General features: G+C 74.7%; 7 protein-coding genes. 6 read left to right on the forward strand and 1 reads right to left on the reverse strand.

All coding sequences use genetic code 11. The features are described from left to right. Nucleotides 1-26 precede the first annotated feature (26 nt). The 6 genes from infB to E6R62_RS12780 all read left to right on the forward strand — a co-directional run bounded on the left by infB (nucleotide 27) and on the right by E6R62_RS12780 (nucleotide 9,918). Complete coding sequence (gene infB, locus E6R62_RS12755; protein ID WP_136213479.1) at nucleotides 27-3,173, forward strand: translation initiation factor IF-2; 3,147 nt, start codon at nucleotides 27-29, stop codon at nucleotides 3,171-3,173. Between the two features lie 184 nt (nucleotides 3,174-3,357). After that, complete coding sequence (locus tag E6R62_RS12760) at nucleotides 3,358-3,651, forward strand: DUF503 domain-containing protein (protein WP_136213480.1); 294 nt, start codon at nucleotides 3,358-3,360, stop codon at nucleotides 3,649-3,651. A 34-nt stretch (nucleotides 3,652-3,685) separates the two neighbouring features. Then, on the forward strand, nucleotides 3,686-4,135 hold the full coding sequence (gene rbfA / locus E6R62_RS12765; RefSeq protein ID WP_136213481.1) for a 30S ribosome-binding factor RbfA: 450 nt from the start codon (nucleotides 3,686-3,688) through the stop codon (nucleotides 4,133-4,135). Continuing rightward, a complete protein-coding gene (gene truB, locus E6R62_RS12770) occupies nucleotides 4,132-5,070 on the forward strand; it encodes a tRNA pseudouridine(55) synthase TruB (RefSeq protein WP_136213482.1) in 939 nt (312 codons plus the stop codon). Before rbfA ends, truB begins: the two co-directional genes overlap by 4 nt. Before the next feature lie 244 nt (nucleotides 5,071-5,314). Next, nucleotides 5,315-8,839 (forward strand): trypsin-like peptidase domain-containing protein, encoded by a 3,525-nt coding sequence (locus E6R62_RS12775; RefSeq protein ID WP_136213483.1) that lies wholly within the window; start codon nucleotides 5,315-5,317, stop codon nucleotides 8,837-8,839. 122 nt (nucleotides 8,840-8,961) lie between these two features. After that, nucleotides 8,962-9,918, forward strand: coding sequence for a bifunctional riboflavin kinase/FAD synthetase (locus tag E6R62_RS12780; RefSeq protein ID WP_136213484.1), 957 nt, complete (start codon nucleotides 8,962-8,964; stop codon nucleotides 9,916-9,918). Between the two features lie 82 nt (nucleotides 9,919-10,000). On the opposite strand, the gene E6R62_RS40800 is transcribed toward E6R62_RS12780, so the two are convergent. Then, entirely contained in the window at nucleotides 10,001-12,136 is a 2,136-nt protein-coding gene (locus tag E6R62_RS40800; RefSeq protein WP_240801635.1) for an SCO5717 family growth-regulating ATPase, read from the reverse strand. Nucleotides 12,137-12,204: the final 68 nt, after the last annotated feature.

A 12,204-nucleotide genomic window follows, 5' to 3' on the forward strand; every position in this document is an offset into this window, starting at 1 on the left:
CGTAACCCGGACCTAAAAGGAGCAAAGTGGCTAAGGTCCGGGTATACGAACTCGCCAAGGAGTTCGGAGTCGAGAGCAAGGTCGTCATGGCCAAGCTCCAGGAACTCGGTGAGTTCGTCCGTTCGGCGTCCTCGACGATCGAGGCGCCGGTTGTGCGCAAGTTGACCGACGCACTGCAGGGGCCCGGCGGCAACGCCGGCAAGTCCGCTGCGAAGCCCGGCGCGCCCCGCAAGGCAGCGCCTTCCCCCGCCGCGGCCGCAGGCCGCGCGGGTTCCCCCACCCCCGCAGCGCCGTCCCCGGCCGCCGCGGCACGTCCCACCGCCCCCAAGCCCGGCGCACCGGTGGCTCCCAAGCCCGCCGCTGCCGAGGCCCCGGCCGCGGGTGCGCCCGTGACTCCGGCCGCTCCCGGCCCGCGTCCCGGTCCCAAGGCTCCGGCCGCCCCGAAGCCCGCTCCGGCGGCGCCCGTGGCGACCGAGTTCTCCGCGCCGCCGGCAGCCCCGGCGCGCACCGAGCGTCCCGCCTCGGCCCCCGGTCCCCGTCCGGCGCAGCAGCGTCCGGCCCAGGGTGGCCAGGGTCAGGCCGGCGCCCGTCCCGGCGCCCCGCGTCCGGCCGGTGCCACCCCCGGTGCCCCGGCCTCGCGTCCGGCCGGCGGCCAGGGTGCCCCGCGTCCGCAGGGCGCCCGTCCGGCCGGTCCCCGTCCGGGCAACAACCCCTTCACCTCCGGTGGCTCCACCGGCATGGCGCGCCCGCAGGCGCCCCGTCCGGCCGGCGCCCCCCGTCCCGGTGCCCCCGGCGCCGGTGGCGGCCAGGGTGCCCCGCGTCCGCAGGGCGGCCCGGCCGGCGCCCCGCGTCCGCAGGGTCCCGGCGGCGCTCGTCCCACCCCCGGTGGCATGCCCCGTCCGCAGGGCGGCGCCCCGCGTCCGGGCGGTGCCCCCGGTGGTAACCGTCCCAACCCGGGCATGATGCCGCAGCGTCCCGCTGCCGGTGGTCCCGGTCCGCGTCCCGGCGGCGGCCCCGGCGGCCGTGGTCCCGGTGCGGGTGGCCCGCGTCCCGGTGGCGCCGGTCGTCCCGGCGGCGGCGGCTTCGCCGGCCGTCCGGCCGGTCCCGGCTCGCGTCCCGCGGGCGGCGGCGGCTTCGGCGGTCCCCGTCCCGGCGGCGGCGGCTTCGGCGGCGGTCCGGCCGGTGCCGGTGGCGGCGGTCGTCCCGGCTTCGGCGGGCGTCCCGGCGGTCCCGGTGCCCGTGGTGGCACGCAGGGTGCCTTCGGTCGTCCCGGCGGTCCGGCCCGTCGTGGTCGCAAGTCCAAGCGTCAGAGGCGCCAGGAGTACGAGGCCATGCAGGCCCCGTCGGTCGGCGGCGTGATGCTGCCCCGCGGCAACGGCGAGACCGTTCGCCTGTCGCGCGGTGCGTCCCTCACCGACTTCGCGGAGAAGATCAACGCCAACCCGGCGTCGCTCGTCGCCGTGATGATGAACCTCGGCGAGATGGTCACTGCCACGCAGTCCGTCTCCGACGAGACGCTCGAGATGCTGGCCGGCGAGATGAACTACCAGGTTCAGATCGTCAGCCCGGAGGAAGAGGACCGCGAGCTCCTCGAAGGCTTCGACATCGAGTTCGGCGAGGACGAGGGCGGCGAGGAATTCCTCATGCCGCGTCCCCCGGTCGTCACCGTCATGGGTCACGTCGACCACGGTAAGACCCGACTGCTCGACGCCATCCGCAAGACGAACGTCGTCGCGGGCGAGGCCGGCGGCATCACCCAGCACATCGGTGCCTACCAGGTCGGTACCGAGGTCAACGGTGAAGAGCGCAAGATCACCTTCATCGACACCCCCGGTCACGAGGCGTTCACCGCCATGCGTGCCCGTGGTGCCAAGTCGACCGACATCGCGATCCTCGTGGTCGCGGCCAACGACGGCGTCATGCCGCAGACGATCGAGGCGCTCAACCACGCCAAGGCCGCCGGCGTCCCGATCGTCGTCGCGGTCAACAAGATCGACGTCGAGGGTGCCGACCCGGTCAAGGTGCGCGGTCAGCTCACCGAGTTCGGTCTGGTCGCCGAGGAGTACGGCGGCGACACGATGTTCGTCGACATCTCCGCCAAGCAGGGTCTGCACATCGACTCCCTGCTGGAGGCCGTCGTCCTCACCGCCGACGCCTCGCTCGACCTGCGCGCCAACCCGGAGCAGGACGCTCAGGGTATTGCGATCGAGTCCCACCTCGACCGCGGCCGCGGTGCCGTCGCGACCGTCCTCGTCCAGCGCGGTACCCTCCGCGTCGGCGACACGATGGTCGTGGGCGACGCCTACGGCCGAGTGCGCGCCATGCTCGACGACAAGGGCAACAACGTCGAGGAAGCGGGTCCGTCGACCCCCGTCCTGGTCCTGGGTCTCACCAACGTCCCCGGCGCCGGCGACAACTTCCTCGTCGTGGACGAGGACCGTACGGCCCGTCAGATCGCCGAGAAGCGTGCTGCGCGAGAGCGCAACGCCAACTTCGCCAAGCGCGTCCGTCGCGTGTCCCTGGAGGACCTCGACTCCGTGCTCAAGGCCGGTCTGGTCCAGGAACTCAACCTCATCATCAAGGGCGACGCGTCCGGTGCGGTCGAGGCCCTCGAGTCCTCGCTGCTCCAGCTCGACGTCGGTGAAGAGGTCGACATCCGGGTCCTGCACCGCGGTGTGGGTGCGGTCACCGAGTCCGACATCGCCCTGGCGATGGGCTCCGACGCCATCGTCATCGGTTACAACGTCCGTGCGGCCGGCCGTGCCGCGCAGATGGCCGACCGCGAGGGTGTCGACGTCCGCTACTACTCGGTGATCTACCAGGCCATCGAGGAGATCGAGGCGGCCCTCAAGGGTCTCCTCAAGCCCGAGTACGAAGAGGTCGAGCTCGGTACGGCGGAGGTCCGCGAGATCTTCCGCTCGTCCAAGCTGGGCAACATCGCCGGTGTCCTCATCCGCTCCGGCGAGGTCAAGCGCAACACCAAGGCGCGGCTCCTGCGCGATGGCAAGGTCATCGCCGAGAACCTCACCATCTCCGGTCTGCGCCGCTTCAAGGACGACGTCACCGAGATCCGCGAAGGCTTCGAGGGCGGTATCAACCTCGGCTCCTTCAACGACATCAAGATCGACGACGTCATCGCGACGTACGAGATGCGCGAGAAGCCCCGCGCGTAAGCGCGAGGCGGTTCGCACCGTGTCGTAGGGCTCGTACGGCCCTTGGTCGTACGGGCAGCACCGGGGCCGGTCGGCGGAATATCCGTCGATCGGCCCCGGCCGTTGCGTGTACGGTTCTGGTGACCCTGCCGAGCGTCTGGCCGGCAGGCCACCGAACCCGCACCGGCGGGATATCCGGAACTGCATGTACGTGGGGACTCTGTCCTTCGATCTGCTCCTCGGCGACGTCCACTCGTTGAAGGAGAAACGCTCCGTCGTCCGGCCCATCGTCGCCGAGCTCCAACGCAAGTTCTCCGTGAGCGCGGCCGAAGTGGGGGACCAGGACCTGCACCGCAGGGCCCGTATCGGGGTCGCCCTGGTGAGTGGGGACGCGGGGTTCGTGTCGGACGTACTGGACCGCTGCGAGCGGCTGGTCGCGGCGCGTCCGGAAGTGGAGCTGCTGTCGGCGAGACGGCGGCTGCACGGTGATGAAGACTGATTGCTTGTCTGCAAGAAAAGAAGGAGACGGACCAGTGGCCGACAATGCGCGGGCGAAGAAGCTGGCGGACCTCATCCGGGAGGTGGTGGCCGAGAAGCTGCAGCGCGGGGTCAAGGACCCGCGCCTGGGTACGCACGTGACCATCACGGACACCCGCGTCACCGGCGACCTGCGGGAGGCCACGGTCTTCTACACGGTCTACGGCGACGACGAGGACCGGGCCAGCGCGGCAGCGGGCCTGGAGAGCGCCAAGGGCGTACTGCGCTCCGCGGTCGGCCGGGCGGCGGGGACCAAGTTCACGCCCACCCTGACCTTCGTCGCGGACGCCCTCCCGGAGAACGCCAAGACCATCGAGGACCTCCTCGACAAGGTGCGCGCCTCCGACGCCGAGGTGCGCGAGGCCTCCTCCGGTGCCACCTACGCCGGTGACGCCGACCCGTACAAGAAGCCGGGCGAGGACGACGAGGACGCAGCCGCGGAATGAGCACCGACGCAGGGAAGAATCCGGTGGGCACCCCCTCCCGGCCGGAGGCCGCGGGAGGGCTCGTCATCGTCGACAAGCCCGCCGGATTCACTTCGCACGACGTGGTCGCCAAGATGCGCGGGATCGCCAAGACCCGCCGCGTCGGCCACGCCGGCACGTTGGACCCGATGGCGACGGGCGTGCTCGTCCTGGGCGTCGAGAGGGCGACCAAGCTCCTCGGTCACCTCGCGCTGACCGAGAAGGAGTACCTCGGGACCATCCGCCTCGGGCAGAACACGCTCACGGACGACGCCGAGGGCGAGATCACCTCCTCCGCGGACGCGTCCCGGGTGACCCGGGAGGCCGTCGACGCGGGCATCGCCAAGCTGTCCGGCGAGATCATGCAGGTGCCGTCGAAGGTCAGCGCCATCAAGATCAAGGGCGTGCGCTCCTACAAGCGCGCGCGGGACGGCGAGGACTTCGAGATCCCGGCCCGGCCCGTGACGGTCTCGTCGTTCCGGGTCTACGACATGCGCGACGCCGAGGCCGAGGACGGGACCAAGGTCGTCGACCTCGTCGTCTCCGTCGTCTGCTCCAGCGGTACGTACATCCGCGCGCTCGCCCGTGACCTGGGCGCCGACCTCGGCGTCGGCGGCCACCTCACCGCGCTGCGGCGCACGCGGGTGGGCCCGTACAAGCTCGACCGGGCGCGGACGCTCGACCAGCTCCAGGAGGAGCTGACCGTCATGCCGATCGGCGAGGCGGCCGCGGCGGCGTTCCCGCGCTGGGACCTCGACGCCCGGCGGGCCTCGCTGCTCGCCAACGGCGTGCGCATCGAGATGCCGGAGGAGTACGCCGAAGGCCGCACGGTCGCGGTGTTCGGTCCGCAGGGACAGCTGCTCGGTCTGGCCGAGAACAAGAACGGGAAGGCGAAGTCGCTCGCGGTGTTCGTCTGACCGGGGTGGTCTGCCCGTTGACGTGGAGCGGTGAGCGCACACCTACTGCTGCTCACCGCTCCACGACCCCCCTCGGGTAGGTGTTTATCCACCCGAGGCCCTGTATTCACCCGTCCAAGCAGGCGCTCGGAGTGAATGGAGGGAGCACAAGGGGGCGCTTTCGCCTCGTGTGCTTTTCCCGCTGATCTTCACCTGCCTACCGTCATGAGCACGGAACGGCGGGAGTGGTGCGCGTGGTGCGGCGATGACGGGACTCGTCAGGATCTGCGATCTCGCCGGGCGGGTGCGCGGCAGCGGCTTCGTGGCCGACGACCGCGGCACGGTGATCACCGCCCACGAGGCCGTCGAGGGCATGGACCGGCTGGTCCTGCACGGGCCCGGGAACCGCACGTGGCTCGCCGCGGCGGTCGATGTCACCGCCCTGCCCGCGCTCGCCCTCGCCCTCGTACGGACCGACGGCCTCGGGGCGACGCCGCTGCCGGTGGCCCGGCGCGATCCGGTCGAGCCCGGTACGTACGTACGGCTGCCCGCGCGGGGCTGGCGCCAGGCGCGGGTACTCGCGGCCGGGGCGGAGGTCGCATACCGGACGGGGGACCGGTGTCACGGCCTGCCGGCGGCGGTCGAGCTGGCCATCGGGACGGACGGGCGGGACGCCGTGCGCGGCGGCGGGGAGGCCTGCGGGGCCCCGGTCCTCGATGCCACGACCGGAGCGGTGCTCGCGGTCCTGGTCACCGCTCTGCGGGCAGAGCACCGCTCGGGCGCCTTCGCCGTGCCGTTGCGCGCGGCGGCCGGGCGGGACCCCGGGGGACCGTTGCACGCGCTGCTGGAGCGCAACGCCGCCACCGTGCCCGGGTACGGGCCGGAGCTGAACCTCGCGGGCGCCTTGGCACTCACCGCGACCACACGGGGGCCGGTGCCCGCCCCGGGGCCCGGCCCCCAGCCGGACGAGCCCGTCGCCCGCCCCCGGATCGCCGCCGAGCTGGACGCCTTCACCTCCGGCGACCGGCCCGTCCGACCCGTTCTCGGACTGGTCGGCGATCCCGGCACCGGCCGCACCACCGCACTCGCCGTCCTGACCGCCGCCCGGGCGCGCGGCGAGCGCCCGGCCCTGACGCTGTGGCTGCGGGGGGCGGAACTGCGGGACGGTGACGCGTCGCTGGCCGACGCCGTGGATCGGGCGCTGGGCGCCGCCGGGCGGATCGTGGCGGCGGCCGAACGGCCCCCGGCGGCTCCGCCCGGCGCCCGCGTCACGGAGGGGCGCGCCGAACCGCCCGACGCGGGGACGGGAGCCGGGGGCGCGGGCACCGAGAGCGGGCCGCCCGCCCCCGGCGGGGCTCCCGGTTCCCCCGGAGGCGACGGCATCGCGGCCGAGGTCGCGCGGCTGGTCGTCGGCGCCGGGCGACCGCTGCTGGTGGTGCTCGACGCCCCCGAGGAGATGCCGCCGGGGCTCGCCCGGCGCCTCGGGCCGTGGACCGGGGCCACTGCCCGCTGGCTGGAGGGGGCCGGCGCCCGGCTGATCGTCGCCGCCCGGCCGGAGTACTGGGAGGGGGCCGGCGCCCTCTACCCGCCCGGCGCGCTGCACACGCCCGCGCGGCCCGCAGGCGGGCTGCCGCCGGCCCTGCCCGTCGGCGACCTCACCCCCGGCGAGGCCGCCGCACTGCGCGGCCGCCTCGGCCTGCCCGAGGACGCCGTCCGGGAGAGCGACGCCCGGCACCCCTTGACGCTGCGCCTGCTGGCCGGCGTACGGGCCGCCGGGGCCACCGAGGGCCGTCCGGGCCGGGACGAGGTGTTCGCCGCCCACCTGGACCTCCTCGCCCTGCGGGTGGCCCTGCGGATCACGGCTGCCACCGCCCACACACCGGGCGTCGGGCCGCACGCGCCGGAGACGCACGGCCCCGGGGTGTACGGCCCCGGGGTGCGACGGCTGGCCGCCCGGGTGGCCGGGCGGGTCCACGAGGCCGCCCGGCGTTGCCTGGGACCGGGCCGGGGCCGGTTGGACCGGGCCGCCTTCGAGGAGCTGTTCCCCTGGCGTACCGGCTGGGCGTCCGCCGCGCTGACCGAGGGGCTGCTGGTCCCGGCCGGGCCCGGCTACCGCTTCGCCCACGAGGAACTGTCCGACTGGCTCCAGGCCGGCCACCTCGACGTGCCGACCGCGCTGGACGACCTCGTGCACCGGGGGCCTGCCACCACCGGCCTGCCGGTGCCCCGCCACCGCATCGGGCCCGTCCTGGAAGCGTTGCGGCGGCTACCGCCCGACCAGGTGCGCACGGCGCTGACCGGGCTGGTCGAGGCCCTGAACGCCCTCGAACAGCGCCCCGCCCCGCACGGGGGCGCCGAGGGGGACCGCGCCTGGTGGGCCGCCCGGCTGCTGCGCGAGACCCTGCTGCGGGCCCCCGACGCCACGCCGCACCTGCCGGTCCTGCACGCCCTTGCCGCGCACCTGTCCGGCCGGGCGGGCGACGCGCCGGACACCGGTGACTTCGGCGGCCGGTTCTGGAACCGGCTGCGTCTCCCCGAGCCCGACCGGCTGGACCTGCTGCGCCGGCTGCTGCCCCACGACCACCGTTACCTCGAAGCCGCCGGCCGCCGCCTCGCCCGCGACCCCCGGTACGTCCAGCCCCTGATCTGCGCCTGGTTCGGCGACGAGCGCCGCCTGCGGGGCCGCCCCGGCGCGACGGTGGCCACCGCGGCCCAGGCCCTGTTGCACACCCACCGCGGCCTCGCCGCGGACGACCTCTGTGAGGCCCTCGTCACCGCCGCGCACCCCCGCGCCGACGAACTGCTGGCCGTACTCGCGGAAGACGAGCCCTCCGTGCTGTGCCGGGCCGTCCACCGCTGGGCCCACGACGAGCGGCCCGGACGCCGGGCCGCGGCCGCCGCCTACGGGCAGGCCACCGCCCCCCACGTGCGCGCCCCCGCCGACCGGGAACTGCTGCGCCGGGCCGCCCGGGCACTGCTCGCCCGCCCCGCGGACGCCGCCCTCCACGGCGGAGCGTTCGCGACGCTGTTGCGCGACCCCCTGGTCCGCGCCCGATACCTGCCCGACGCCCTGGCCTGCTTCCGCGATCCCGAGTGCGGGGCCCGGCTCCCCGCCGAGGCGCTGGTGGCGGCCCTGCCGATGCTGCCGGAGCCGGACGCCGTGTTCGACGCCCTGCGCGCCCGGGCCGACGGCGAGGTGGTGCGCGCCCTGGCCGCGCTCACCACCCCCGCGCTCGCCCGGCGCGCGGGTGACCTCGTACGGGAGCACCTGGCGCGGTGCCCCGGGGACGCCCCGCACGCCGCGGTCTTCCTGGACCTGCGCCTGGAACAGGGCCCGGTGGCCGAACCCGTCCTGCGCCCCTTGGTCCTGGACCTGCTGCGGTCCGCGCCGCCGGCCGTCCGGGCCGCCCTGGCCGCGGTGCTGGCCGCCCCCGGCCGGGAGCCCTCGTACCCCCTCCGGGGCGAGCTGGCCGACGTACTGCTGCGCGAGGAGACCGATCCGGCGGTCCTCGACGCCTTCTTGGGCGCCGTCGCCGCCGGGGCCGCCGACCGTCCCCGGCAGCGCACCCGGGACCTGCTGCGGCGCACCGGTCGGCAGCTGCTGCGCCTCCCCGGCGGTCCAGCGGTGTTCGAGCGGAGGACGGTGGAGCTGTCGCGGACCGACCCGGTCTTCGGCGCGGTGGCCGCGCGGTGGCTGGGGGAGGCGACGGCGGAGGCCGCCGCGCTGCTCGGTCCGGGCGCCCGGCGCACGGTCGAGAGCCTGAGCCGGGGCGCGCCGGACATCACCTGAGCCGGGAAGGCGCTCAGCCCGACGCCGATGCGGGGCCGCGGCGGGCGGCATGGCAGTCTTAGACCTGCAATCGGCAAATCGGTACGGGGTCTACCCGCGGGTACGGGCGAGGAGCGGTCTCAGTGCAGCGCTGGCGTGGCTTGGAGGACATCCCCGATGACTGGGGACGCAGCGTCGTCACCATCGGCTCCTACGACGGAGTGCACCGAGGCCATCAGCTGATCATCGGACAGGCCGTGGCCAAGGCGCGCGAACTCGGCGTGCCCTCGGTCGTCGTGACGTTCAGCCCGCACCCGAGCGAGGTCGTGCGCCCCGGCAGCCACCCGCCGATCCTCGCCACGTACGAGCGTCGGGCCGAGCTGATGGCGGCCCTCGGGGTCGACGCGCTGTTGATCCTGCCGTTCACGGCGGAGTTCTCGCAGCTGTCCCCGGCCGACTTCATCGTGAAGGTGCTCGTCGACAAGCTCCACGCGCGCGCCGTCATCGAGGGTCCGAACTTCCGCTTCGGTCACAAGGCCGCCGGGAACGTCGACTTCCTGCGGGAGCTGGGCGCCACGTACGACTACGAGGTCGAGGTCGTCGACCTGGTCGTGCGGGGAGAGGCCGGCGGCGGCGTGCCCTTCTCGTCGACGCTCGCGCGCAAGCTCGTCGCCGAGGGCGACATGGAAGGCGTCGCGGAGATCCTCGGCCGCCCGCACCGGGTGGAAGGCGTCGTGGTGCGCGGGGCGCAGCGCGGTCGGGAGCTCGGCTATCCGACGGCGAACGTCGAGACGCAGCCGCACACCGCGATCCCGGCCGACGGGGTGTACGCGGGCTGGCTCACGGCGGACGGCGAGCGGATGCCCGCGGCGATCTCGGTGGGTACGAACGTGCAGTTCGACGCCACCGAGCGGACCGTGGAGGCGTACGCGATCGACCGCGTCGGGCTGGAGCTCTACGGCATGCACGTGGGCGTCGACTTCCTCGCCTACGTGCGCGGCATGGCGAAGTTCGAGTCGCTGGAGGGGCTGTTGGAGGCCATCGCGGACGACGTGAAGCGCTCCCGCGTGCTCACGGAGGCCTACGACACCCAGCGCTGAGCGGCGCCGCACGCGACGCGAAGGGCCCGTACCTCCCCTCGGGGCGGGTACGGGCCCTTCGCGTCGTCCGGGCGGCGCCGGGTCAGCCGAGCCGGGGATCGCGCGGCGGCTGACCGGCCGGGGGCTGCTGTCCCGGCTGCGGCTGCTGCTGCGGGTACTGACCGGGCTGGGGCTGCTGCCAGGGCTGTCCGGGCTGCGGGTACGGCCGAGGGTCGTACGGCTGGGGCGCCGGCGGCTGCTGGTAGGAGGGCTGCGGCTGGGGGACCCCGGCCTGCGCGCCCGGCTGGGGCGCTCCCCAGTGGCCCTGCGGGGCCTGCTGCTGGGCGCGGACGAAGTCCTCGGCCACCAGGGCGGAGAGGTTGAAGTACGCCTCGCGGGTCTTGGGCCGCATCAGGTCCAGGTCCACTTCGGCGCCGGCCGCGAGGTGCTCGTCGAACGGCACCACGACGACGCCGCGGCAGCGGGTCTCGAAGTGCTGCACGATGTCCTCGATCTTGATCATCTTGCTGGTCTCGCGGACCCCCGAGATGACGGTGAGCGAGCGGGAGACGAGATCGCCGTACCCGTGCGCGGACAGCCAGTCGAGGGTGGTGCTCGCGCTGCTCGCGCCGTCCACGGACGGGGTGGAGATGATGATCAGCTGATCGGCGAGGTCGAGGACGCCGCGCATGGCGGAGTAGAGCAGACCGGTGCCCGAGTCCGTGAGGATGATCGGGTACTGACGGCCCAGCGTCTCGATGGCGCGGCGGTAGTCCTCGTCGTTGAACGTGGTCGAGACGGCCGGGTCCACGTCGTTGGCGATGATCTCCAGGCCCGAGGGCGCCTGGGAGGTGAACCGCCGGATGTCCATGTACGAGTTGAGGTACGGGATCGCCTGGACGAGGTCGCGGATGGTCGCCCCGGTCTCGCGCCGGACACGACGGCCGAGTGTTCCGGCGTCGGGGTTGGCGTCGATGGCCAGGATCTTGTCCTGGCGCTCGGTGGCGAGCGTCGCGCCCAGCGCGGTGGTCGTGGTGGTCTTGCCGACACCGCCCTTGAGGCTGATCACGGCGATGCGGTAGCAGGACATGACCGGGGTGCGGATGAGTTCGAGCTTGCGCAGACGCTCGGCCTCCGCCGCCTTGCCGCCGAACCGGAAGCCGGAACGGGTCGGCTTGGGCTTCTGCTTGGCGCGCAGCAGGCGGTCGGAGGACAGCTCGACGGCGGCGGTGTAGCCGAGCGGCGCCCCGCCGGTGGCCGGGCCGGCCTGGTAGGAGGGCTGCGGCCACTGTCCACCGGCGCGGGGGTCGTGCGGCGGCTGCGGCTGCGGCTGCGGTTGGGGCTGGGCGGGGGCGGGAGCCGGAACGGGAGCGGGCGTCGGCGCGGGGGGCGGGAATCCGTATCCGTCCGAGACCTGGTACGTCGGCGGCAGCGCGGGCAGCTCACCGCCCGGTCCCCCGAACGGGGGCTCCGCGGTCGGCGGGACCGCGTCCGCTGGGGTTACGGGCGGCGCGTAGGGCCCGGGCGGCGTCGCCGCGTAGGGAGCGGGGGGCACGGGCGTGCCCTCGGGCGGCGTGGCGGTGCGGTAGGGCTGCGCCGGCGGCGCGGCGTCGGCCGGGGGCGCCTGGACCGGCGCGGGTACGGCGTCGGCCGGGGCGGGCGTCGGCGTGGGGGGCGCCGCCTCCACCGGGGTCGCCTCCACCGGGGTTGCCTCCACCGGGGTCGGCTCGACGGGCGCCGGGGCGGCCGGGGCCGCGTCGGCCGGGGCCTCGGCCACCACGGGCACGGGAGCCGGCTGCGGGGCGGCGACGGGGGCGGGGACTTGAGCCGGCGCCGGAGCCGGAGCAGCGTCCGCGACGGGCACCGGTGCCGGCATCGGCGCGGGTGCGGGCGTGGGTGCCGGGGCCGGGTCGGCCGCCGGCGTCGGGACCGCCGGCGGAACGGCGCTGAACACCTGCGGCGGGACCACGGCGTCGGTCGAAGGCGTGCGCGGGGCCGGCGGCGCGATCCGCATCGTCGGAGGCGACGTCACGTCCGAGGGGCGGTGCGGTTCGAAGCCGCTGCCCTCCGGCAGCGCTGGCACCGACGCGGCGGGAGCCTGCGCCGCGCCCTGCGTGTACCAGGCCGGAGGGGTGTAGTCGATGGTGAACTCGCCCGTCACCTCGGGCTCCGCATCGGACTGATCGTCCGTCGGGACGTCCCACGTCCCGCCGCGCCTCTCGTTCCGATCGCCGCTCACTGAGTCCTCCTGGTCTGTCGAACACCGGTCAGGCGCCCACCTCGACGCCGCGCCCACGCTCAGCCTAA

Origin of the sequence: Streptomyces sp. A1136 (assembly GCF_004795055.1) — a bacterium.
In the GTDB taxonomy this organism is placed as follows: Bacteria; Actinomycetota; Actinomycetes; order Streptomycetales; family Streptomycetaceae; genus Streptomyces.

Excerpts from the sequence above, each read along its gene's own strand:
- E6R62_RS12760 (WP_136213480.1), top strand. The coding sequence starts at position 3,358 with ATGTACGTGGGGACTCTGTCCTTCGATCTGCTCCTCGGCGACGTCCAC.
- truB (WP_136213482.1), top strand. The coding sequence starts at position 4,132 with ATGAGCACCGACGCAGGGAAGAATCCGGTGGGCACCCCCTCCCGGCCG.
- E6R62_RS12775 (WP_136213483.1), top strand. The coding sequence starts at position 5,315 with ATGACGGGACTCGTCAGGATCTGCGATCTCGCCGGGCGGGTGCGCGGC.